20 protein-coding genes are annotated in these 22377 nt (G+C 73.6%); 11 read left to right on the forward strand and 9 right to left on the reverse strand.

The features are described 5' to 3' along the window. Positions 1–62: 62 nt before the first annotated feature. Positions 63–1475: a hypothetical protein gene (locus AB0K18_RS00450; protein WP_364907746.1), complete on the forward strand. Its 1413-nt coding sequence runs from the start codon at positions 63–65 to the stop codon at positions 1473–1475. On the opposite strand, the gene AB0K18_RS00455 is transcribed toward AB0K18_RS00450, so the two are convergent. The 3 genes from AB0K18_RS00455 to AB0K18_RS00465 all read right to left on the reverse strand — a co-directional run bounded on the left by AB0K18_RS00455 (position 1414) and on the right by AB0K18_RS00465 (position 5804). After that, on the reverse strand, positions 1414–2259 hold the full coding sequence (locus AB0K18_RS00455; RefSeq protein WP_364907749.1) for an LLM class flavin-dependent oxidoreductase: 846 nt from the start codon (positions 2257–2259) through the stop codon (positions 1414–1416). The two genes, AB0K18_RS00450 and AB0K18_RS00455, sit on opposite strands and share 62 nt — an antisense overlap. A gap of 120 nt (positions 2260–2379) precedes the next feature. Next, on the reverse strand, positions 2380–4281 hold the full coding sequence (locus tag AB0K18_RS00460) for a S41 family peptidase (RefSeq protein WP_364907752.1): 1902 nt from the start codon (positions 4279–4281) through the stop codon (positions 2380–2382). 89 nt (positions 4282–4370) lie between these two features. Further along, positions 4371–5804: a carboxylesterase family protein gene (locus tag AB0K18_RS00465; protein WP_364907755.1), complete on the reverse strand. Its 1434-nt coding sequence runs from the start codon at positions 5802–5804 to the stop codon at positions 4371–4373. Positions 5805–5996: 192 nt separating this feature from the next. Between AB0K18_RS00465 and AB0K18_RS00470 the strand changes: the two genes are divergently transcribed. Together AB0K18_RS00470 and AB0K18_RS00475 are read left to right on the forward strand one after the other, a co-directional pair. Next, positions 5997–7292, forward strand: coding sequence for an OFA family MFS transporter (locus AB0K18_RS00470; RefSeq protein ID WP_364907757.1), 1296 nt, complete (start codon positions 5997–5999; stop codon positions 7290–7292). A 324-nt stretch (positions 7293–7616) separates the two neighbouring features. Beyond that, positions 7617–8483, forward strand: coding sequence for an FRG domain-containing protein (locus AB0K18_RS00475; RefSeq protein ID WP_364907760.1), 867 nt, complete (start codon positions 7617–7619; stop codon positions 8481–8483). Between the two features lie 11 nt (positions 8484–8494). Here AB0K18_RS00475 and AB0K18_RS00480 read toward each other — a convergent pair whose 3' ends face one another. Further along, entirely contained in the window at positions 8495–8842 is a 348-nt protein-coding gene (locus AB0K18_RS00480; RefSeq protein ID WP_364907762.1) for an STAS domain-containing protein, read from the reverse strand. A 150-nt stretch (positions 8843–8992) separates the two neighbouring features. Here AB0K18_RS00480 and AB0K18_RS00485 point away from each other — a divergent pair, with 150 nt between their 5' ends. Further along, positions 8993–9757 carry a phosphotransferase gene (locus AB0K18_RS00485; RefSeq protein WP_364907764.1) on the forward strand — a complete coding sequence of 255 codons (765 nt, stop codon included), beginning with the start codon at positions 8993–8995 and terminating at the stop codon, positions 9755–9757. Between the two features lie 14 nt (positions 9758–9771). Here the strand turns inward: AB0K18_RS00485 and AB0K18_RS00490 are convergent, their stop codons facing one another. The 5 genes from AB0K18_RS00490 to AB0K18_RS00510 form a co-directional block, all read right to left on the reverse strand. After that, positions 9772–11931, reverse strand: coding sequence for a xanthine dehydrogenase family protein molybdopterin-binding subunit (locus AB0K18_RS00490; RefSeq protein ID WP_364907767.1), 2160 nt, complete (start codon positions 11929–11931; stop codon positions 9772–9774). 25 nt (positions 11932–11956) lie between these two features. Further along, a complete protein-coding gene (locus tag AB0K18_RS00495; RefSeq protein WP_364907770.1) occupies positions 11957–12958 on the reverse strand; it encodes a xanthine dehydrogenase family protein subunit M in 1002 nt (333 codons plus the stop codon). A 3-nt stretch (positions 12959–12961) separates the two neighbouring features. Then, positions 12962–13432 carry a (2Fe-2S)-binding protein gene (locus tag AB0K18_RS00500; RefSeq protein WP_364907773.1) on the reverse strand — a complete coding sequence of 157 codons (471 nt, stop codon included), beginning with the start codon at positions 13430–13432 and terminating at the stop codon, positions 12962–12964. A 130-nt stretch (positions 13433–13562) separates the two neighbouring features. Continuing rightward, complete coding sequence (locus AB0K18_RS00505) at positions 13563–14543, reverse strand: NAD(P)-dependent alcohol dehydrogenase (protein ID WP_364907776.1); 981 nt, start codon at positions 14541–14543, stop codon at positions 13563–13565. A 19-nt stretch (positions 14544–14562) separates the two neighbouring features. Next, the gene (locus tag AB0K18_RS00510; RefSeq protein ID WP_364907778.1) at positions 14563–16086 is read right to left on the reverse strand and encodes an IclR family transcriptional regulator C-terminal domain-containing protein; all 1524 of its coding nucleotides are present in this window, start codon (positions 16084–16086) and stop codon (positions 14563–14565) included. Between the two features lie 113 nt (positions 16087–16199). Here AB0K18_RS00510 and AB0K18_RS00515 point away from each other — a divergent pair, with 113 nt between their 5' ends. The 7 genes from AB0K18_RS00515 to pcaC are packed head-to-tail and all read left to right on the forward strand — an operon-like array spanning position 16200 to position 22356. Then, complete coding sequence (locus tag AB0K18_RS00515) at positions 16200–16952, forward strand: CoA transferase subunit A (protein WP_355431346.1); 753 nt, start codon at positions 16200–16202, stop codon at positions 16950–16952. Further along, entirely contained in the window at positions 16949–17578 is a 630-nt protein-coding gene (locus tag AB0K18_RS00520; protein ID WP_364907782.1) for a CoA transferase subunit B, read from the forward strand. Before AB0K18_RS00515 ends, AB0K18_RS00520 begins: the two co-directional genes overlap by 4 nt. Continuing rightward, entirely contained in the window at positions 17575–18723 is a 1149-nt protein-coding gene (locus tag AB0K18_RS00525; RefSeq protein WP_364907785.1) for a thiolase family protein, read from the forward strand. Before AB0K18_RS00520 ends, AB0K18_RS00525 begins: the two co-directional genes overlap by 4 nt. A 16-nt stretch (positions 18724–18739) precedes the next feature. Then, the gene (pcaH, locus tag AB0K18_RS00530) at positions 18740–19489 is read left to right on the forward strand and encodes a protocatechuate 3,4-dioxygenase subunit beta (protein WP_364907788.1); all 750 of its coding nucleotides are present in this window, start codon (positions 18740–18742) and stop codon (positions 19487–19489) included. Beyond that, positions 19486–20010: a protocatechuate 3,4-dioxygenase subunit alpha gene (gene pcaG, locus AB0K18_RS00535; RefSeq protein ID WP_364907791.1), complete on the forward strand. Its 525-nt coding sequence runs from the start codon at positions 19486–19488 to the stop codon at positions 20008–20010. The genes pcaH and pcaG overlap by 4 nt, the downstream gene beginning before the upstream one ends. Continuing rightward, complete coding sequence (locus tag AB0K18_RS00540; protein WP_364907793.1) at positions 19997–21268, forward strand: lyase family protein; 1272 nt, start codon at positions 19997–19999, stop codon at positions 21266–21268. The genes pcaG and AB0K18_RS00540 overlap by 14 nt, the downstream gene beginning before the upstream one ends. Next, positions 21268–22356, forward strand: coding sequence for a 4-carboxymuconolactone decarboxylase (gene pcaC / locus AB0K18_RS00545; RefSeq protein WP_364907795.1), 1089 nt, complete (start codon positions 21268–21270; stop codon positions 22354–22356). The genes AB0K18_RS00540 and pcaC overlap by 1 nt, the downstream gene beginning before the upstream one ends. Positions 22357–22377: the final 21 nt, after the last annotated feature.

Genomic DNA, 22377 nt, shown 5'->3' on the forward strand with positions numbered 1-22377 from the left:
ACGGTGCTTTGCGGGGAGCGGAGAGTCGAGGGCACGGCGATGTGAAGCGATGTGAAGATGCGATGCCGCCACGACGCACCCGCCCCGTCGCGAACCGGGCGCTCGCCGCGCTCATCGAGCAGGCCGGCTGGACGCACGCCGCCACCGCGCGGCAGGTCAACGCGGTCGCCGCGGAGAGCGGGGAGCGGATCCACTACGACCGCTCCGCGGTGGGGCACTGGCTGACCGGTACGGTGCCGCGGCCCGAGGCCGTGCACGCGGCGGTCGAGGCGTTCCGGCGCCGCCTCAACCGGCCCCACCTGCGCCCCGCGCACCTCGGCTGGCCGGACCCCGGGGTGCCGCCGCCGCCCGACGACCCGTGGCGCGGCGACCCGGTCGCCCGGCTGGCGGGGTTGGGGGAGGACGACCTGCTCAACCGCCGTACGGTGCTGACGGCCGGCACGTTCACGCTGGCCGCGCTGTCGGGCCTGGCCGACGGGGGGACCCGGGGACCGGCCCGGCGCCCCGTGGGCCGTCCTGGCGCGGGCGACGTGGTCCGCATCCGCGCCGTCACCGCGAGCTTCGCCGACCTCGACGACCGGTACGGCGGCGGCCACGCCAGGCAGGCGGTGGCGGCGTACCTGTCGCGCGAGGTCACACCGCTGCTCGCGAACGCGACCGGGCGCGGCAGGCCCGACCTGTTCACGGCGGCGGCCGAGCTGAGCTACCTGGCGGCGTACATGGCGATGGACGCCGGCGCTAACGCCCTGGCCCAGCGCTACTACATCAGCACCGTGCGGCTCGCCGACGAGGCGGGCGACCTGGTGTTGCGCGCGACGGCGCTGCGCAGCATGGCGGTGCAGGCCGCCGAGCTCGGCCACGACGGCGAGGCGCTGGCGCTGGCCGACGCCGCCGCGTCCGTGCTCGGCGGGCGCGGACCCGACAGGACCCTCGCCTGGATCACCGGCATGCGCGCCGAGACGCACGCGGCGGCCGGCACCCGCTGGGACGCGCTCAACCTGCTGCGCAGCACCGAGACGCAGCTCGAACGCGCCGACTCGGCGCCTGAGTCGGAGTGGACGGGCAACTACCGGCGCGAGTCGCTGGAGCACCAGATCGGGCTGACCCTCACCAGGCTCGGCGACCACGCCACCGCCGCCCGCCACTTCGCCGCCTCCATGCGCGCCCGCCGCCCGGTCGAGACCCGCACCCGCGTCCTCATCGGCCTGCGCACCGCCCACGCCTACCTGCGCGCCGGCGACCCTGAGCAGGCCGCCGTGACCGCGCTCCTCCTGCGCGACGACGTCCCGCTGATCTCCTCGGCCCGCGTGGGCGACGAGCTCCGCCGCCTGCGAGCCGGCTGGCAGCGCCACCGCTCCAGCCCGCTGGTCGCCGAGGCCGACGCGGTGCTCGCGCCGGCCCCGCAGCCACCGCTCAGAGCAGGTCGGCGAGGCGGCCGGCCTGGCCGGGGTCACGGCCCCAGCAGTAGAGCATGACCTCGTCGGCTCCCAGGTCCGCGAACTGCGCGATCGCCTCGCGGATGCCGGCGGGCGTGGTGCGCATGCCTTCTACCATGTACGCGGCCCGCCCCGTGCTCGCGTAGTAGGCGCCCATCGCCGACCGGGCGTCCTCGATCACGGAGTCGTCGCCCACGGCCACGCTGACCTGCGCGACGAGCCGGGGCGCGCCCTCGCGCCCGTGCTCCTTCCATGAGGTGCGGACCAGGTCGAACAGCCGACCGGCCCATGAGGGCGGCGCGGCGTTGATGAAGCCGTCGCCCCAGCGGGCGACCCGCGCGAGCGCCCGCGGCTGGAACCCGCCGATCAGCAGCTCGGGGCCGCCGGCGCGGGCGGGAGCCGGTCCGATGGGCCCGGCCCCTTCGCCGTACGGCTCGCCGGACCACAACCGCCGCAGGACGGCGAGCTGCTCGTCCATGCGGCGGCCGCGGGTGCGCAGGTCGGTGCCCGCGGCGGCGTGGTCGTCCGCGCGGCCGCCGACGCCGGCGCCGAGCACGAAGCGGCCGCCGCTGAGCAGGTCGAGCGTCGCGGCCTGCTTGGCCAGCAGCGCCGTCTCGCGCAGCGGCGGCAGCAGCACCTCGGTCTGCAGGCGGATCCTGCGGGTGGCGCCGGCGAGCACGGCGAGGGTGACCAGCGGCTCGGGGTTGTCGTAGACGAGGCGGTCGAGCAGGCCCAGCGTGGTGAACGGGCCCGCTTCGGCGCGCTCGGCCCACTCGGGGAGGGTGACGGGATCGGTGACGGGCAGGCCGAGACCGACGTGCATGGAGAGCCTCCGAAGGAAGAGACGGCAAAGGACCGTGCCGCCCCTTCTCACCCTCAGGGGGTGGCGCGCTTCCGCTCTGCGGCGTACTTCTGGGAAGCGCTGGCTCGAAGTGCGTCCATATTAGGGCAAGATCGTACGAGCCGCGACGAGCGCCCCGCCCTCGAAGCCCTCGACCCTGATGACGTGCGCGGAGGCGGCGCCCGGGACCTGCAGCGTCGTCGTCTCCCCTGTCAGGTCCGCCGACACGCTCGGCCGGCCGTCGAGGTAGACGTCGGCGCGGTCCACCAGGCGGGTGCGCAGGGCCAGGCCGTCCGCCGTCCGCTGGACGTCGAGGCGGCGTACCGGGCGTGCGGCCAGCAGCTCGCCGGCCCGGGCGAGCAGGTCGGGGTTGTCCTCCATGACGTCCCTGCGGGTCATCATGTGCCGGTGGTCGGGCACCACGCCGAGGTCCTCGACCGGCGTCCCGGCCAGGTCGTGGGTGCGCAGGCTGCGCCGGATCGCCACCCGCATGCCCGCCTCCCCCGGCAGCGTCCTGTACGGGCTGTCCCGCACCGGCGACGGCAGTTCGAGCAGCAGCTTGAGCAGGCTGTGCGTCCAGACGTTGGCGCCGCCCGCGCCCGTGTTGTCGTCGGTGCCGAGGATCTCGCCGATCCGGTGGTCCTGGAAGCCGCCGGCGAAGATGTCGGTCGCCGAGTAGCACAGGGCGTTCGTGACGAGCACGATCGGGCCGTGGTACTGCTGGCCGAGCGCGTTCGCGCCGCCAGGAGGCGTGATGGGGAAGCTGCCCGAGTAGACCGCGCCCGTCTCCAGCGCCTGCTCCATCGACGGGAACCAGGGGCCGAGGTCGATCTGGCCGGTCGGGTCCTCGCGGTGCTGGGCGCAGATGCGCATGTTGAGCGCCGTCGTGACGAACTGCGTGGGCTCGGGCACGATCGGGCGCGGCGTGAGCGTCTGCAGCAGGAACTCCGAGGCGTGGATGTGGCCGCCGCCGTTGCCGCGCACGTCCACGATCAGCCCGCTCTGCGGCAGCAGGCCGATGAGGCGGACGAACTCCCGTACGAACGCGTCGGGGTCGTTGACGTTGAAGCTGAAGACCCTGATGTGGCCGAACGTGCCCGACCGCGTGGTGACGCTCCTGGCCTTGAAGAAGCCGGGCATCGACGTCGGGACCACGCCGTCCTGCTCCGCCGGCAGATCGGCGAGTTCGGCCCCGCCGAGCGTCTCGTGCAAGGTGACGGCCTCGGGGACGTACAGCGTCTTGAGCGCCCGGCCGATCTCGTCGGCGCCGAGGTCGAGGCCCTGCGCGACGGCGGCCACGCTGAGCCGGTCGGCGTCCACGAACGACGGCTGGTTGTCGGTGACCCGCCAGCTCTCCCGCAGTTCCCTGCTGATCCCGTCGTCCCCGACGTACGTCAGCACCACCCACGCCTCGTCCGGCGGGACGTGCAGGCGCAGCGGCCTGATCGTCATGGACTGCAGGCCGCGCGCGTGCCTGGCCGCCGGGTTGCCGCCGGCGAACCTGGCCGCGTTGACGTCCACGGCCCGGTCGAAGGGGACGCCGTTCCAGTGGGTCACCTCCACGCCGGGGCCGAAGGCGGGCGCGGAGTAGCCCTCGACGGTTTTGGTGACGACGTAGTGCCGCTCGCCGCCCTCGTGGTACTCCTCGATCAGGTACGGCAGGTACGCGATCTTGCCCGCGTACGGCTGGGGGAGCACGTAGTTGGTGTGCAGGTCGCGTACCGAGTGGAAGATCTCCGACAGCTCCGCGTGGAAGCGCCACTCCGGCCCCATGGTCGCGGGCGTCTGCCGGCTCAGCCGCAGGGCGAGCAGGCGCAGCCGCTGCACCGGGTTCACGGCGTGCATCGCGGCCTTGAGCGGCAGGTGCACGTAGTTCTGCTCGATGAGCAGCAGCGCCTGCTGGACCAGGAGCCTGCGGTCGTCGAGGGTCAGCCCGCCCCGGTCCGCCGCCCGCAGGAAGTCCTGCAACTGCTGCTTGCCCACTCCGCCCGATGGCTCGCTCATCGTCACACCCGCCCCTGGTCGTCGCCGGATACGGGCACGGTGCCACCGGCGCCCCGGGGCCCGCCACGGGGACCGGCCCAGGGATGTCCCTAGTGGGCCCCGAGGAGGGGGAGCGCGGCGAAGGTGTGCGCGGCCCACAGGCGGCGCGAGGTCTCCTCCGGGTAGGGCACGACCGCGGGCTCGGCGTCGAAGAGCCGCGTCAGGCGGTTCCCCGGCTCGTACGGGGCCCAGCCAGGCCCCTCGCCGCGCGCGAACGCCGTCCACGCCCGCCGGAAGTCCCGCGAGACGGCCACGGCCTCGTCAGGCGGGGCATCGCCGAGGAGGAAGCGGGCCATGCCGCCGTCCAGGTTCCCGAACACCAGCGGCACGTCGAGCGCGTGACAGGCGCCCAGCCCGGGGACGCCCCAGGTCAGCTCGTACGTGTACGCCCGCCCGCCCCCTGCCGCGTGCGCGTCGGCCAGCCGCAGGCTCGGCATCCGGAACAACCAGTCGGACCGCACCAGCTCCGCCAGGTCCGCATCGGGGAAGGCGTCCCGGTACGGCAGCCCCGGCGCGAACGCCGCCAGCACCGCGTCCGCCGGCTCGGCGGGAGTGTCGTACGTGAACAGCCGGTATTCGTCGCGGTTGTGGCCCACGATCAGCTCGACGTCGCGGGCGGCCCCGTCGGACAGCGCGGACCAGGGGTCGCGGGGCAGCACGTCGCCGTCCACGACGGGGGAGAACGGGGTGGGGGTGTGGGCGACGACGCCCCAGCGGTCCTCGTACGCGAGCATCTTGGCCGCCAGCGCGTCCGCGGCGCCCACGAGCCGCTCGGGGGTGACGGGCGCGAGGGCTTCGGCATGGGGCGGCAGGCCCAGCTCGCCGGCGAGCGCGGCGGCGACGTCGGCGGCCAGCGGCGCCGAGAAGTACGTGCCCGGCACGCTCTGCGCGATCGCCCGCCCGAACAGCCCGGCCGCCCGCGGCATGGCCATGAGCGCGGCGATCGACCCCGCGCCCGCCGACTCGCCGAACACCGTCACCCGGGCCGGGTCGCCACCGAAGCGGGCCACGTCGTCACGCACCCACTCCAGGGCGGCCACCTGGTCGAGCAGCCCCCGGTCGGCCGGCGCGCCCACCAGCTGGGCGAACCCCTCGGCGCCCACCCGGTAGTTGAAGGTCACCACGACGACGCCCTCGCCGGCCAGCGTCGCGCCGTCATAGACGGACTCGGCCGCGTCGCCGCTCCGGTACGCGCCCCCGTAGACGTACACCATCACCGGCAGCCGTCCCCCGAGGTCGGGGGACCACACGTTCACCGTCAGGCAGCTCCCGGTCAGCGGCTCCGTCGCGCCGTGCTGCGGCGGTGGCGGGCCGAACGCCGCGCAGTCGCGGACGCCGTCCCACGGATCGGGGCGCACGGGGGCGGTGAAGCGCAGGTCTCCGAGGGGCGGCCGGGCGTAAGGGATGCCACGGAAGACGGCCATCCCGTTCTCGCGGCGGCCCCGCACGCGGCCGGTCGTGATCGTGGCCTTCGGCTCCGTCAATGTCGCCTCCAAGATTCCCCGCCGTTCGCCGACAGGATCTGACCGCTCGCCGTAAAGGTCGTACAATTTTTAAATACTGCATACCGTATGTGGTAGCCGTGGTGCGTGGCAGACAGTACGAGGTCCGCGCGTCCCCCGGCCTTCCTCAGTCGTTCCCGTATTGTGGCGGCGCCCACCTGGAGCCGTTGGCTCGTGCCGCCCGCTGCGCTCTCCGTGCACCTCGCCATCGGCCAGGCGTACGCGTGGAGCGTCTTCAAACCCCCGCTGGAGTCCGCGCTCGGCCTGTCGGGCACCCAGAGCGCGCTGCCCTTCCAGCTCGGCATCGTCATGCTCGGCCTGTCGGCCGCCTTCGGCGGCACGCTCGTCGAGCGCAACGGCCCCCGCTGGGCCATGTTCGTCTCGATGACCTGCTTCTCCTCCGGGTTCCTGCTGTCGGCACTGGGCGTGATCACCCGGCAGTACTGGCTGGTCGTGCTCGGCTACGGCTTCGTCGGCGGCGTCGGGCTCGGCATCGGCTACATCTCCCCGGTCTCCACCCTCATCAAGTGGTTTCCCGACCGGCCCGGCATGGCGACCGGCATCGCGATCATGGGTTTCGGCGGCGGCGCGCTCATCGCCTCGCCCTGGTCGGCGCAGATGCTCTCCTCCTTCGGCACCGGCACGACCGGCATCGCCACGACGTTCCTCGTGCACGGCGTCGTCTACGCCGTGTTCATGTCGATGGGCGTGCTGCTCGTCCGCGTCCCGCCGGACGGCTGGACCCCCAAGGGCTGGAAACCGCCCACCACCCGGCTCAGGCCGCTCATCACCACCGCCGACGTCTCCGCCCGCAACGCCATCCGCACCCCGCAGTTCTACTTCCTGTGGGTCGTGCTGTGCTGCAACGTCACGGCCGGCATCGGCATCCTGGAGAAGGCCGCCCCGATGATCACGGACTTCTTCGCCGGCACCACGGCCGCCGTCGCGGCGGGCGCCGCCGCCGGGTTCGTCGCGCTGCTGTCGCTGGCGAACATGGCCGGCCGCTTCGTCTGGTCCTCCACCTCCGACCTCATCGGGCGAAAGAACATGTACCGCGTCTACCTGGGCGTCGGCGCGCTGCTCTACCTCGCCATCGCCCTGGCGGGCGACGCGTCCAAGCCGCTGTTCATCCTCTGCGCGCTCGGCATCCTGTCCTTCTACGGCGGCGGCTTCGCCACCGTGCCCGCGTACCTGAAGGACCTGTTCGGCACGTACGAGGTCGGCGCCATCCACGGCCGGCTGCTCACCGCCTGGTCCACCGCGGGCGTGCTCGGCCCGCTCATCGTCAACGCCATCGCCGACGCCCAGGAGAACGCCGGGCGCTCCGGCTCCGATCTCTACACGACCTCGCTGTTCATCATGATCGGCCTGCTCGCGATCGGTTTCCTCGCCAACGAGCTGATCAGGCCGGTCCACGAGAGGTTCCACGAACGACCCGCGCAGCCGGTGCAGAAGGGGCAGACCGTATGAGCGAGCGGCGTACCTGGCTGATGGCGCTGGCCTGGGTGTGGGTGGGCGTGCCCTTCGCGTACGGGGTGTACGAGCTGCTCCTGAAGCTCACCCAGCTCTTCTCCGGCTGACCGCTCGTCACAGGGCGCGCCGCGGCGCACGTGGTCGGGCGCGTAGTGGCCCCAGAACCAGATCATGGAGTCGCGGTCGAGCAGGAGCCGGTTGGCGGGGTCGAGGTAGGAGCCGGTGTCGAGCAGGCAGCCGGTGACCGGGTAGACGAGCACCTGGACGGGCGGCCGGGCGGAGGGCAGGTGTGGAGGGCGTGAGCTGGGGCAACGCAACGTGATGGAAGTGGTCACGGTGTCGTCGTGGCGCGAGCTGGACGACGCTATCGGGGAGGCGGGCCGGAGCGAGGGGTGCGGTCCTGCGCACACGTCGCTGGTCTTCCGCGGGCTCGCGCGCAGCACGTACTCGCACATGTCGGGGCTCGCGCGGCTGCGCGGCCATTACGGGCAAGTCGAGTCCCATCTCGTACGAAATTTCCGGAAATATGCGCATCGACAGGCCCCCGGGCCGACCGTCTGGGACTGGCTGGCGCTCGGCCAGCACCACGGCCTGCCCACCCGCCTGCTCGACTGGACGTTCTCCCCGCTCGTCGCCCTGCACTTCGCCACCGCGACCTGGCCGGAGGACGACGGCGTGCTGCTGTCCGTCGACTGCGCCGCCGCCCACCGGCTGCTGCCCGACCCGCTGCGGGCCCCGCTCGCCGCCGAGGGCGCGCTGGTGTTCACCACCGAGATGCTCGCCGGGGTCGCTCCCTCGCTCGACCGCTTCGACCGGCTCGGCGACGGCGGGACGTTCCTGGCCTTCTTCGAGCCGCCGTCGCTGGACGAGCGGGTGATCAACCAGTCGTCGGTGCTGTCGGTGCTGTCGGACGTGACGTACCAGCTGGAGGACTGGCTGGCCGACCACCCCGGGCTGGGGCGGCAGTGGGTGATCCCGGCCCCGGTCAAGGCCGAGATCAGGCAGCGGCTCGACCAGGCCAACATCACCGAGCGCGTGCTGCTGCCCGGCCTCGACGGGCTGGCCGACTGGCTGCGGCGCTACTACTCGCCCGGCTCCATCGAGAACGGGCGCGGCCTCCAGGACGACGGCTCCTCGATGGCCGGCCTGGAGAACCGCCACAGCCAGGACGGCCGCATGGGCGGCTGACCAGGCGGCCGTCACTGCCCGGCCGGTGCGTCCTGGAGGGTGAAGCGCCGGTCGAGGCCGGTCATCCGCATCAGCCGGCTCACCCTCGGCTGCAGGCCGCTCAGGCGCAGCCGCCCGCCCGCGGCCTCCACCGTGTTCGCCGCCCAGATCAGCGCGTTCAGCCCCGAGGAGTCGCAGAAGTCCACCTCGTGCAGGTCCACGACGACGAACGGCGGGCGCAGGCACGACATCGCCTCCGCCAGGCCGCTGCGGAACTCCTCCATGGACGACAGGTCCAGGTCCCCGCAGGGACTCAGGACGGCGGCGTCATCACGTTGCGTGACCACCCAGGAGAAGCCGGCACGGTCGATGCTGCCCATTCCACCCCTCCGCATCCCTACGGTTCGCCCCTCTTATCTTTGCATGGTGCAATAGCCCGCTACGGGTTTCGCGGCGATCGTGTACAAGACGTTGTCCGGCCACGTCGCGGGCTGTTGACGGGACCCGCGTGGGCTGGCAGTGTCCTCGGCGTGGGGCGGGATCGGCTCGACGGCGGCAACGACGGCGGCGCCGTGCGGATCGGCCACACCGTACGCCGTCAAGTACGCCCCTGGACCCCGTCCGTCCACGAGTTGCTGCGGCACCTCGAGTGCAAGGGGTTCGCGGGCTCCCCCCGCGTGCTCGGCATCGACGACGAGGGCCGCGAGATCCTCACCTACCTCGAGGGCGAGACCATGGGCGGCGAGGTCGTGTGGCCCTGGTGGACCCGTACGGAGGAGTCGCTCGTCCAGGTCGCCGAGTGGACGCGCGCCTACCACGAGGCGGTCGCCGACTTCGTGCCGTCCGCGGGCGCGCGCTGGCGGATGGGCGGCAGGTGGGCGCCCGGCCTGATCATCGCGCACAACGACGCCAGCCCGTTCAACGCCGCCTGGCACGACGGCCGCATCACCGGCTTCTTCGACTGGGACTTCGCCGGCCCCGTCACCGCCGACTCCGACGTGAGCTGGATGGCGCACGGCTGGGTGCCGCTGCACGCCCGCCGCACCGCCGAGCTGGAGGGCTTCACCGACTTCGACGCGCGCCCCCGCAGGCTGCGGCTGTTCCTCGACACCTACGGCTGGGACGGCAGCACCGACACGCTCATCAGGGAGCTGCAGTCGCGCATGACCGCCCGCGCGGCCCGCATCCGCCGCTACGGCGCGGCCGGGGAGGGCCTGTACGGGCGGCTGCTGCGCGACGGCGTCGCAGACGACCTCGACCAGGCCGTCCGCGAGCTCGCCGACTTCCCCCGCTGAGCACGCGGGACGGCTCACAGCACGTCCTCGATGAGGATCGGCAGGCGGCGGACGCGGCGGCCGGTGGCGTGGAAGACGGCGTTCGCGATGGCGGGGGCGACGCCGACCAGCGCCACCTCGCCGAGACTCTTGACGCCCATCGGGTTGAGCGCGAAGTCGGGCTCGCCGACGAAGTCCACCTCGATCGTGCCGACGTCGGCGTTGACCGGGATCACGTAGTCCGCGAGGTCGCTGTTGACGAAGCCGCCGTAGCGGGGATCGACCTCGCTGTGCTCGTGCAGCGCCGCGCCGATGCCCCACACCACCCCGCCGCGCACCTGGGCGTCGGCGGTGACCGGGCTGGCCACCCTGCCGCAGTCGGCCACGCTGACCACCCGGGGCACGCGGATGCGCCGCGTCACCGGCTCCACCCTGACCTCGGCGAAGTGGGCGACGAAGCTGAAGGAGACGAAGCCGGGGTATTCGGGGCCGGTCGGCGCGGCGAGGCCCGTGCGCATGCGGTCGGCCATCTCCGGCGGCTGGCCGGGCGCCTGGGTGACGGCCTCGGTCACCACGTCGTCCCCGCCCGCCTGCTTGACCGCCGCCGCCACGTCCACCGGCCCGTCTGGGGCGGCGCCGAGCCGTTCGCGCAGCCGCAGCAGCGCCGCGTGCACGGCCAGCAGCGTGCTGTTGGTGCCCCAGGCGCCGGCGGTGAGGTGGTGCGGCACGCGGGCGGTGTCGCCGACCGCGACGGCGACGGAGTCGGGCGCGATGCCGAGGTCGCCGGCCACGGCGGAGACGAGGGCGGTCGTGATGCCCTGCCCCATCTCGTGGCCGCCCACCTCCAGCAGCACCCGGCCGTCGGCGTCGGCGGTGAGCCTGGCCTGGATCGGGACGGTCTTCGACGGGTACGCGCCCACCGCGACGCCCCAGCCCACCAGCGTCCCGTCGGCCTCCTGCATCGAGCACGGGTCCGGGCGGCGTCCGGCCCAGCCGAACAGCTCCGCGCCGCGCCGCAGGCAGTCGGCCAGGTGCCGGGACGAGAACGGCTTGCCGGTCACCGGGTCCGTGCGCGCGTCGTTGGCCAGGCGCAGCTCGACCGGGTCGCGGCCGGTGGCGACGGCCAGCTCGTCGATGGCCGACTCCAGCGCGAACGCCGCCGGGTGCTCGAACGGGGCCCGCATGAAGCCGGGCGACTGCGTGTCGGTCCTGACGTGGCGCTGGCGGCCGCGGAAGTTCCTGATGTCGTACAGGCGGGAGGTCAGCTCCGTGTACGTGGCCGGCAGCAGGTCGTGCCGGGAGTCCTGCTGGTCCACCTCGTGGATCGCGGCCAGCAGCCGGCCCGAGCGGTCGGCCCCCAGCCGTACGCGATGCCTGCTCAGCGGGCGGAAGCTCGCCGCGTGGAAGGTGTGGGCGCGCGGCAGCACCAGCTTGACCGGCCTGCCCAGCCGCCGCGCGGCCACGGCCAGCGGCGCGAGGTGCGGCTGCAGCGCGTTCTTCTGGCCGAACGCGCCCCCCACGTACGGCGAGATCACCCGCACCCGCGCGGGGTCGATGCCGAGCTGCCTGGCCAGGCCGCCGCGCAGCGCGCCGACGGTCTGCGTGCCCTCGTGCACCACCACCGTGTCGCCGTGCCACTCGACCACGCCGCCGATCAGCTCCATCGGCACCTGGTGCTGCGGCCCCGCCTCGTACGTCTCGTCGATGCGCAGCGGGCTGCGCTCGTACTCGCCGTCGGCGTCGCCCGCCACCACGTCGGCCAGCGCCGCCTCCTGGGTCTCGGTGCCGGCCGCGCCCAGCTCCACCGCGATCGGCTCCTCGTCGTACTCGGCCCGCACGAGCGCGGCCGCCTCCGTCGCGGCGACCAGGGTGTCGGCCACGACCAGCGCGATCGGCTGGCCCCGGTAGGCGATCCGGTCGTCCAGCAGCGGCTGCAGGCTCTGGAAGGCGTAGCCGCCGCGCATGAGCGAGCCGGCCGGGACGATGCCGAGGTCGTCGAGGTGCGACAGGACGAGCAGCACGCCGGGCACGGCGGTGGCCCCGGTGGTGTCGAGGCGCGTGATGCGGCCCTTGCCGGCGGTCGCCACCACGGGCATCGCGTACGCGCAGCCCCCGGGTGTGCGGTCGGCGCCGAAACGGGCGGTCCCGGTGACCTTCTCCCGCGCGCCGACGCGGGGGATCGCGAAGTCCGTCATCGTCCGGCCCGCCCTCCGGAGTCCGTCATCGTCCGGCCCGCTCTCCGGCGATCCGCAGCGCCTCGGCAACGGTGCGGATGCCCAGCTCGACCCGGAAACCGTTGTGCGCGCCAGGCCGGGCCCCGGCGAACGCGGCCTCGCCCGCCCGGCGCGCGGACCGCTCGTCCAGCACCGCCCCGGTCAGCTCCCGCTCGGCGTCCGGGCAGCGCCACGGCCGGGTGGCGACCCCGCCCACCGCGATGCGGCACTCCGCCACGGTCCCGTCGTCCAGGCGCACCGCGGCGGCGGCCGAGGCCAGCGCGAACGCGTACGACTCCCGGTCCCTGACCTTGTGGTACGTCGATCCGCGCCCGACCGGCGTGACCGGCACGCGGATGCGGGTGATGATCTCACCGGCGGCCAGCGTGTGCTCCCTGGCGGGCGTGTCGCCGGGCTCGACGTGCAGCTCGGCCAGCGGGATCGTCCGCGTGCCGCCCGGGCCCGCCACGTCCACCACCGCGTCGAACGCGATCAGCGCGACCGCCCAGTCACCCGGGTACGTCGCGACGCACGCCTCGCTGCCGCCGAGCAGCGCGTGCCCCCTGTCCAGCCCGCCGATCGCGGCGCAGCCGCTGCCCGGCTCCCGCTTGTTGCAGGCGAACGGCGGGCCGCCCCTGAAGTAGCCGCAGCGGGTGCGCTGCAGCAGGTTGCCGCCCACCGTCGCCATGTTGCGCAGCTGCTGGGAGGCGGCCTTGGCCAGCGACTCGGCCAGCGCCGGGTAGTCGCGCAGCAGCACCGGGTCCTCGGCCACGTCGGCCATCAGCGCGCCCGCGCCGAACGACAGCTCGCCCGGGCCCGCCGTGTCGATGCCGGCCAGCTCGCGCAGCGCGCGCACGTCCACGACGCTGTGCGGGGTCTCGATGTCCAGCTTCATCAGGTCGTACAGGGTGGTGCCGCCGGCCAGCACCCGCGCGCCGGGCCCGGCCGCCGCCAGGGCGCTGACGGCCTCGTCGAGGGTGGCGGGGGCGGTGTAGGCGAAGGGGCGCACGGCTCACTCCTCCCGGAGCGCCGCGGCCTGGCGTACGGCGGCGAGTATCCCGGTGTACGCGCCGCACCTGCACAGGTTGCCGCTCATGTACTCGCGGATCTGGTCGTCGTCGCCCGCGTGCCCCTCGGCGATGCAGGCCAGGCCGGACATCACCTGGCCCGGAGTGCAGTAGCCGCACTGCAGCGCGTCGTTGTCCACGAACGCCTCCTGCAGCGGATGCAGGCCGCCCACGCCCGACACGCCCTCGATCGTGGTCACCGACCTGCCGTGCACCTGGACGGCCGGGGTCAGGCAGGATACGACCCGCCGGCCGTCCAGGTGGACCGTGCACGCGCCGCACTGGCCGTGGTCGCAGCCCTTCTTGGAGCCGGTGAGACCCAGCCGCTCGCGCAGCACGTCGAGCAGGGACTCGCGCGGGTCGAGGTCAAGCCGCACGGGCTGGCCGTTCACCGTGAACGCGGTCGGTCCGGTCATAAGCGAAACGCTAACGGGACCCGCCGTATACATCCCTCTATGTCGTTATAAGAGCGGGTCAAGATTCCGTCGGGAGGGCTGGTGGTCGCCGTCACCGCCCTGAGCTCATGACCGGCCTTCCGCCGACTGGTCACGCCTCCTCGGCATGGGGAACGACGATCACTACGTTCCCGACCTTCTGCCCGGTTTCAACATAGCGGTGGGCGTCCGTGATCTCGTCCAGCGGATAATGGCGGTCGATGACCGGCCGAAATGCGCCCGACTCGAGCAGCTCCTTCAATTGCCGGGCCAACTCCGCGTCATGCCGGGGCAGCGGGAATTTCACCCTCCGGCCCCCGAGCAAGGGACCGGCGGCGGCGAACAAGAGGTTCTGCCAGAAAGGCCCCACGTCGGCGGCGACATAAACGCCACGGGGTTTGAGCAGTTTCCTGCACCGGCCGAACGTGCTCTTGCCGACGGCGTCCAGCACGGCGTCATATCGGCGCTCGTCGGCGGTGAAATCGGTGGCGGTGTAGTCGACCACCTTGTCGGCCCCGAGCCCGCGGACGAGATCGAGATGACGCGGCCCGCAGACGGCGGTGACCCAGGCGCCGTGGTGCTTCAGAAGCTGCACGGCGGCCGACCCGATCGCCCCGGTGGTGCCGTGGACCAGCACGTCGTGACCGGCCCGCACCCCGGCCCCCCTGATCATGGAGAGCGCGTAGTGGGCGCCCTCGGTGCCGGGCGCCGCCTCCTCGTACGTCAGCCCCTCGGGCAACGCCGCCAGCGTGCCGCTCTCGCGAACGGTCAGGAACTGCGCGTGCGCCCCCGACCTGCCGTCGTTGTAGCCGAACACGTCGTCCCCGGCCTCGTACGACCCGACCCCCGCTCCCACGGCCACCACCTCGCCGGCGAATTCGGTGCCGAGAACGGGCATCTTCGCAGGCCGGACGAGCCCCGTGAAGAATCGCCACAGGAACGGCTTGGCCGCCCGCATCGCGCAATCAGTGCGGTTGACCGTGGTCGCGCGCACCTTGACGAGCAGCTCACCAGGACCGGGGACCGGTTTTTCCACCTCTGAAACGCGAACCACTTCCGGCGGGCCATATCTGGCGCGCACTGCGGCCTTCATGCCTCGGATACTAATGCGTTCACTCGGCCGCGACGGCGCCCGTGTACGCGAGATCCGCCGCCATTTTCGCGGCCGTCTCGCGCAGCGCCGGCAGCACGTCGCGGACCAGCGCGTCGTTGCCGGCCCGCCCGGCGTGGGTGGCCACGTTCACGGCGGCGACGGTGCGCCCTGCGCCGTCCTTGATGGGGACGGCGATGGACCGTACGCCCTCCTCCAGCTCCTGGTCCACCAGCGCGTAGCCGTCGGTGGCGGCCCGCCGGACGAGAACGCGCAGCTCGTCGCGGGAGGTGACGGTCCTGGCGGCCAGCCGGCGCGGCTCGATCGCGGCCAGCCGCTCGTCGGGCTGCCCGGCCAGCAGCACCCGGCCCATGGAGGTCGCGTACGCGGGGAAGCGGGTGCCGACGGTGATGTTCACGCTCATCAGGCTCACGGTCTGGACCCGCGCCACGTACAGGACGTCGTCGCCCGACAGCACCGCGACGGACGCCGACTCGTCGACGCGGGCGGCGAGGTCGGCCAGGTGCGGCTGGACGATCTCGCGGAACGTCAGCCCCGACAGGTGCGCGTAGCCCAGCTCCAGCACCCTGGGCAGCAGCGTGAACCGGGTGCCGCGCGCGGCGGCGTAGCCGAGCCGCTCCAGCGCCTGCACCGCCCGCCGCACGGTCGCCCGCGGCAGGCCGGTCACCTTCGCGCAGTCGGCGAGCGTCACCCCGCCCCGCGCCGACCCGAGCGCGACCATCACCGCCAGCCCCCGCGCCAGCGACTGCAGGAACCCCATCCCCAGCTCCCGCTTCGCCTCCTTGGCCGCGTCCAAGGACGAGGAGGCCGCGGGGGTGGCGGGGGTGGCGGCTCCGGCGTTGCCCGCCGGAAGAGCCGACGGGCCGGGGGCCGGGGGCGCGGCTTGCGGGGCGGGGGCGGCGAGGGCGGTTTCCAGCTCGGTGACCGTCTTGCGGAGGGCGGGCAGGCAGAGGTCGCGCAGCTCGCCGACCGTGTGCCGGCTGGTGTGGCTCACCACGCTCACCGCACAGGCCGGCTCGCCGCGGACCGGGACCGCCACGGCGATCAGGCCGGGCTCGATGAGCTGGTCGTCCTCGGCCCAGGGCTTGGCGGGGTCGAGGAGGGCGAGGCCGGCGGCGCAGCGGGAGGCGGGCAGGACGTCACCGACGCGGAAGGTCACCGACATGCGCCGCCGCCGGGTGAACTGCGCGACGAACCGCACCCCGTCCCCGTCCCGTACGGCCACCGACACCGACTCGTCCAGCTCGTCGGCGAGCCGTGCGGCGGGACCGGCGACGGCGTCCCGCAGCCCCGAGCCGGACAGATAGGCCTCGCCCAGCTCCATCAGCCGCGGCGCGAGCACCACCTCACGCCCGTCGGTCCGCACGTGACCGAGGTGCGCGAGCGTGCCGAGCACCCGGTCGACGGTGGACCTGGCCAGCCCGGTCGCCCGCACGAGGTCGGTGGCGCGGGCGGGCCGCCGCGGGTCGGCCGCGAGTGCGCGCAGCACGCTCAGCCCGCGTTCGAGGGTTCCGGCCGGTTCCATCGGCTCCTCCTAGACAGGGACCTTTGACAGGCCAGCCAACCCACACACATACTGAAATCCTCATAATAGTGAACAAAAGTTCGCAGAGCGAACACACCCACGATCGGAGCGTCGTGCCGAGAGACAAGGTGGTCGCCACGGCCGCGGAGGCGCTGGCAGGCGTGCGTGACGGCGCGTCGTTCGCCGTCGGCGGCTTCGGCCTCAGCGGCATCCCCAACGTCCTGATCAAGGCCCTGTACGACACCGGCGTCACCCGCCTGTCCGTGGTCTCCAACAACTGCGGCGTGGACGGCGGCGGCCTGGGCGTGCTGCTGGCGGCCGGGCGCATCGCCCACGTGACGGCCTCGTACATCGGCGACAACAAGGAGTTCGCCCGCCAATACCTGTCCGGCGAGCTGACGGTCGAGCTGACCCCGCAGGGCAGCCTGGCCGAACGGCTGCGCGCGGGCGGCAGCGGCATCCCCGCCTTCTACACCCCGGCCGGCGTCGGCACCCCCATCGCCGACGGCGGCCTGCCGCTGCGCCACAATCCGGACGGCTCGATCGCGGTCGCCTCGCCGCCCAAGGAGGTACGCGAGTTCGACGGCCGCGAATACGTGCTCGAACGCGGCATCCGTACCGACTTCGCCCTCGTCCGCGCCGCCAAGGGCGACCGCCACGGCAACCTGGTCTTCCGCAAGGCCGCCCGCAACTTCAACCCGCTCGCCGCGATGGCCGGCCGCGTCACGGTCGCCGAGGTCGAGGAGCTGACCGAGCTGGACCCCGACGAGGTGCACCTGCCCGGCGTGTTCGTGCAGCGCGTGCTCGTGCTCACCCCCGAGCAGGCCGCGGACAAGTCCATCGAGAAGCGGACGGTGACCGGATGAGCTGGACCAGGGACGAGATGGTCGCGCGGGCCGCCGCCGAGCTGCGCGACGGCGACTACGTCAACCTGGGCATCGGCCTGCCCACCCGCATCCCGTCGTTCCTGCCGCCCGGCGTGGACGTCGTGCTGCACTCCGAGAACGGCATCCTCGGCGTCGGCCCCTACCCGGCCGAGGACGAGGTCGATCCCGACCTGATCAACGCCGGCAAGGAGACCGTGACCGTGCGGGAGGGCGCCGCGTTCTTCGACTCGTCGGCGTCGTTCGGCATGATCCGCGGCGGGCACATCGACGTGGCGGTGCTGGGCGCGATGCAGGTCTCGGCCCGCGGCGACCTGGCCAACTGGATGGTGCCCGGCAAGCTGGTCAAGGGCATGGGCGGCGCCATGGACCTCGTGCACGGCGCGCGCAAGGTCATCGTGATCATGGATCACACCGCCAAGGACGGCTCACCCAAGATCGTCAAGGAGTGCTCGCTGCCGCTCACGGGGAAGGAGTGCGTCCACCGGATCGTCACCGACCTGGGCGTCCTCGACGTCACCGAGCAGGGGCTCACGCTGGTCGAACGCGCGCCGGGAGTGAGCGTGGACGACGTGCGCGAGCGCACCGACGCGGAGGTTCTGGCATGAAAGACGTCTACATCCTCGACGCCGTACGCACCCCCTTCGGCCGGTACGGCGGCGCCCTGTCCGGCGTCCGCCCCGACGACCTGGCCGCGCACGTCATCAAGGCGCTGGTCGAGCGCAACGACCTGGACGGCGCCGACGAGGTCGTGCTGGGCAACGCCAACGGCGCGGGCGAGGAGAACCGCAACGTCGCCAGGATGGCCGCCATCCTCGCCGGCCTGCCGATCACCACGCCGGGCGCGACCGTGAACCGGCTGTGCGGGTCGGGCATGGAGGCCGTCGTCCAGGCGTACCGGATGATCGCGATGGGCGACGCCGGCACCGTGATCGCGGGCGGCGTCGAGTCGATGACCCGCGCGCCGTGGGTGTTGCCCAAGCCGGAGAAGGCGTTTCCCGCCGGTGGCCAGGAGCTGGTCTCCACCACGCTCGGCTGGCGGCTGGTCAACCCCGCCATGCCCGCCGAGCACACCGTCGCGCTCGGCGAGGGCGCGGAGCTGATCGCCGACAAGCACCGCATCACCCGCGCGGAGCAGGACGCGTTCGCCCTGGCCAGCCACCAGAAGGCGGCCAAGGCGTCGTTCGAGCGGGAGATCGTGCCCATCGGCGACGTCGCCCGCGACGAGGGCATCCGCCACGACACGTCCCTGGAGGCGCTGGCCCGGCTCAAGCCCGTCTTCCGCAAGGACGGCGGCACCGTCACCGCGGGCAACGCCTCGCCGCTCAACGACGGCGCCGCCGCGCTGCTGCTCACCGACGAGGAAGGGCTGCGCGGGCGCGAACCCCTCGCCAGGATCGCCGCCACCGGCGTCAGCGCGCTGGAGCCGCGCTACTTCGGGCTCGGCCCCGTCGAGGCGTCCACCAGGGCGCTCGCCAAGGCGGGCCGGCGCTTCGGCGACCTCGCGACCGCCGAGCTGAACGAGGCGTTCGCGGCGCAGGTGCTCGGCTGCCTGGCCGAGCTGCCCGACCTCGACCCCGCCATCGTCAACCCCGACGGCGGCGCCATCGCCATCGGCCACCCCCTCGGCGCCTCGGGCGCCCGCGTCACCGGCGCGGTCGCCCACCGGCTGGCCGCCGCCGGCTCCGGCACCGGTCTGGCCGCGCTCTGCATCGGCGTCGGCCAGGGACTGGCCGTCGTCCTCGACAGATAGCTCGAAAGGCAGCTGTATGTCCGAACCCCTCCAGCAGGCCGACATCGACCGGGAGATCGCCGAGTACGGCGAGCAGGCCTCCACCCCGACCGGTCATCCCGCCCGCGACTACGCCCCCTACCGCAGCACCCTCCTGCGCCACCCCGAGCAGCCGCTCGTCGCCGTCAAGGACCCCGAGGCGGTGGAGCTGTCGGGGCCGGTGTTCGGGGCCACCGACGTGACACCGCTGGACAACGACCTCACCAGGCAGCACCTCGGCGAGCCGCTGGGCGAGCGGATCACCGTGCGGGGCCGGGTGCTCGACCGGTCGGGACGGCCCGTACGCGGCCAGCTCGTCGAGATCTGGCAGGCCAACGCGTCGGGACGCTACCTGCACCAGCGCGACGACCACCCGGCGCCGCTCGACCCCAACTTCACCGGCGTGGGCCGCTGCCTGACCGGCGACGACGGCGGCTACGTGTTCACCACGATCAAGCCGGGCGCGTACCCGTGGCGCAACCACCGCAACGCCTGGCGGCCGGCGCACATCCACTTCTCGCTGTTCGGCAGCGCCTTCACGCAGCGGCTGATCACCCAGATGTACTTCCCCGGCGACCCGCTGTTCCCGTACGACCCGATCCTGCAGTCCGTCACCGACGCGAGCGCCCGGCAGCGGCTCGTCGCCGAGTACGTGCACGACCTGTCCGAGCCGGAGTTCTCGCTCGGCTACCGATGGGACATCGTGCTCGACGGCCCCGCCGCGACCTGGATGGAGGAAGGCCGGTGAACCCCACCCCCTCACAGACCGTCGGCCCGTTCTACGGGTACGCGCTGCCCTTCCCCGGCGGCGGTGACATCGCGACCGGCGGCATCGCCGTCCACGGGTACGTCTACGACGGCGCCGGTGACCCGGTGCCCGACGCGCTGCTGGAGTTCTGGCAGGCCGACGAGGACGGGCAGGTGCGCGGCGCGCCCGGCACGCTGCGCCGCGACCCCACCACCGGGGCCGTGCTCGGCAGGGACGGCGTCGTCTTCACCGGCTTCGGCCGCGTCGCCACCGACCTCGACGGCCACTGGGCGCTGCGTACCGTACGGCCGGGAAACGGGTACATCAGCGTGTGCGTGTTCGCCCGCGGCCTGCTGCACCACCTCTACACCCGCATCTACCTCGGGCAGGACCCCTTCCTCGACTCCGTGCCCGCGGAGCGGCGGCACACGCTGCTGGCCGAGCAGGAGCGGGACGGGGTCTTCCGGTTCGACGTCCATCTGCAGGGTGAGAAGGAGACGGTCTTCCTTGACTTCGGCTGATCCCGCTGACCTCGGACTGCTGTCCCCGATGCGGGGCGCGGCCGAGACCACCGGGGACGCCGCCGTGCTCCAGGCGATGCTGGACGCCGAGGCCGCGCTGACCCGCGCGCAGGCGGCGCTCGGCCTCGCGCCCGCCGCGGCTGCCGAGGCGGTCACGGCCGCCTGCCGCGCCGACGCCTTCGACCTGCCGGGCCTGGTCGTACGGGCCAGGTCCGGGGGCAACCCGGTCATCCCGCTCGTCGCCGACCTGCGGCGGGCGGCCGGGCCGCACGGCCCGTATGTGCACCGGGGCGCCACCAGCCAGGACATCCTCGACACCGCCCTGATGCTGGTCGCCCACCGCACCCTGGGCCCCGTGCTCGCCGAGCTGGACACGGTGATCGACCGGCTGGCCACGCTGGCCGCCGACCACCGCGCCACCCCGATGGCCGCGCGCACGCTCACCCAGCAGGCGGTCCCGACGACGTTCGGCCTCAAGGCGGCGGGCTGGCTGACCCTGGTCACGGACGCCTCCGTCCGCCTCGCGGCGGCCCGCCACGCCCTCCCCGCCCAGCTGGGCGCCGCCGCCGGCACCCTCACCGCCTTCCACACCGACGCCCAGAAGCCAGGTGGGGGACCGGAGCCCCGGTCGCCGGAGTCCGGCGCGCGGCCGGTGGCGCCGGAGTCCGCTGCGCGGCCGGTGGCGTTGGATCTGCCGGAGTCCGCTGCGCGGCCGGTGGCGTTGGAACTGCCGGAGCGGTTCGCGGCCGAGCTGGGGCTGGCGGCGCCGGTGTTGCCGTGGCACGTGCTGCGGACGCCGGTGGCCGACCTGGCGGGGGCGCTGGCGTTCACGGCGGGGGCGCTCGGGAAGGTGGCGGCCGACGTGCTGGTGCTGTCACGTACCGAGATCGGCGAGGTGACCGAGGGCGTCGGCGGCGGGTCGTCGTCCATGCCGCACAAGCACAACCCGGTGCGGGCCACGATGATCGCCGCCGCCGCCCGCCAGGTGCCCCCGCTGGCCGCCACCCTGTACGCCGCACTCGCCGCCGAGGACGAACGCCCCTCAGGCGCCTGGCACGCCGAGTGGCAGCCGCTGCGCGAGGCACTCCGCCTGGTCGCCGGCGCCACCAGGGACGCCGCGGAACTCGTCGCCGACCTGCGCGTCCACCCGGACCGCATGGCCGCCAACCTCTCCGTCGAAGGCACCCCGGCCCCGGCCCCCGCCCTCGTCGACCAGGCCCTCACCCACCACGAACACCGAGACAAGGCACGCCATTGATGTTGCAGCACCGTCTGGACGGCCCCGAGCGGGGAGAGCCGCTCGTTCTCGCCCCCTCGCTCGGCACCTCCACCCGCCTGTGGGAGCCGCAGGTGCGGACGCTGGCCCGCACGTACCGGGTGCTCAGGTTCGACCTGCCGGGCCACGGCGGCTCCAAGCCGCTCCCGGCGAGCACGGTCGAGGAACTGGCCGCGCTGGTGCTGGAGGTGACGACAGCGGCGGGCATGGGGAGCTTCCACTACGCGGGCGTCTCGATCGGCGGCGCGATCGGCGCCACGCTGGCCGTCCGCCACCCCGGCCGGGTCAGGTCGCTGGCGATGGTGTGCTCGAGCGCCAGGTTCGGCGACCCGGAGGGCTGGCACGAGCGGGCCGCGCTGGTGCGCGCGGAGGGCACGGGCCCGCTGATGGAGGGCGCGGCGGGCCGCTGGTTCGCGGGCCCGCCCGACCAGGCGCTGCTGGACGACCTCGCCGCCGCCGACCCCGCCGCGTACGCCGCCTGCTGCGAGGCCCTGGCCGGCTACGACCTGCGCGCCGAGCTGGCCCGGATCACCGTGCCGACGCTGGTGGTGGCCGGCCGCGACGACCCGGCGACACCGCCCGCGCACGCCAGGGAGCTGGCCGACGGCATCCCCGGCGCCACCCTGGTCGAGCTGCCGGGCGCCGCCCACCTGGCCCCGGCCGACCAGCCGGAGCGCGTCACCAGGGCACTGCTCGACCACCTGCCGTCGGTCCCCGGCATGCGGGTGCGCCGCGAGGTGCTCGGCGACGCGCACGTGGACCGCGCCGTCGCCCGCACCACCGACTTCACCAGGGACTTCCAGGACTTCATCACCCGCTACGCCTGGGGCGAGATCTGGTCCCGCCCCGGCCTCGACCGGCGGACGCGTAGCTGCATCACGCTCACCGCGCTCGTCGCCAGGGGCCACCTGGACGAGCTGGCCATGCACGTACGCGCCGCGCTGCGCAACGGCCTGACTCCCGACGAGATCGGCGAGGTGCTGTTGCAGAGCGCCGTCTACTGCGGCGTCCCGGCCGCCAACGCCGCCTTCGCCGTCGCCCAACGCGTCCTGGACGAGGAAAAGGGCTGAGCCGGGGGCGCGGGGCCGGCG

This window comes from Nonomuraea sp. NPDC049421 (assembly GCF_040677005.1).
Classification (GTDB): Bacteria; Actinomycetota; Actinomycetes; order Streptosporangiales; family Streptosporangiaceae; genus Nonomuraea; species Nonomuraea salmonea.

Excerpts from the sequence above, each read along its gene's own strand:
- AB0K18_RS00450 (WP_364907746.1), top strand. The coding sequence starts at position 63 with ATGCCGCCACGACGCACCCGCCCCGTCGCGAACCGGGCGCTCGCCGCG.
- AB0K18_RS00455 (WP_364907749.1), bottom strand. The coding sequence starts at position 2,259 with ATGCACGTCGGTCTCGGCCTGCCCGTCACCGATCCCGTCACCCTCCCC.
- AB0K18_RS00460 (WP_364907752.1), bottom strand. The coding sequence starts at position 4,281 with ATGAGCGAGCCATCGGGCGGAGTGGGCAAGCAGCAGTTGCAGGACTTC.
- AB0K18_RS00475 (WP_364907760.1), top strand. The coding sequence starts at position 7,617 with ATGGAAGTGGTCACGGTGTCGTCGTGGCGCGAGCTGGACGACGCTATC.
- AB0K18_RS00480 (WP_364907762.1), bottom strand. The coding sequence starts at position 8,842 with ATGGGCAGCATCGACCGTGCCGGCTTCTCCTGGGTGGTCACGCAACGT.
- AB0K18_RS00490 (WP_364907767.1), bottom strand. The coding sequence starts at position 11,931 with ATGACGGACTTCGCGATCCCCCGCGTCGGCGCGCGGGAGAAGGTCACC.
- AB0K18_RS00500 (WP_364907773.1), bottom strand. The coding sequence starts at position 13,432 with ATGACCGGACCGACCGCGTTCACGGTGAACGGCCAGCCCGTGCGGCTT.
- AB0K18_RS00505 (WP_364907776.1), bottom strand. The coding sequence starts at position 14,543 with ATGAAGGCCGCAGTGCGCGCCAGATATGGCCCGCCGGAAGTGGTTCGC.
- AB0K18_RS00510 (WP_364907778.1), bottom strand. The coding sequence starts at position 16,086 with ATGGAACCGGCCGGAACCCTCGAACGCGGGCTGAGCGTGCTGCGCGCA.
- AB0K18_RS00520 (WP_364907782.1), top strand. The coding sequence starts at position 16,949 with ATGAGCTGGACCAGGGACGAGATGGTCGCGCGGGCCGCCGCCGAGCTG.
- AB0K18_RS00525 (WP_364907785.1), top strand. The coding sequence starts at position 17,575 with ATGAAAGACGTCTACATCCTCGACGCCGTACGCACCCCCTTCGGCCGG.
- pcaH (WP_364907788.1), top strand. The coding sequence starts at position 18,740 with ATGTCCGAACCCCTCCAGCAGGCCGACATCGACCGGGAGATCGCCGAG.
- pcaC (WP_364907795.1), top strand. The coding sequence starts at position 21,268 with ATGTTGCAGCACCGTCTGGACGGCCCCGAGCGGGGAGAGCCGCTCGTT.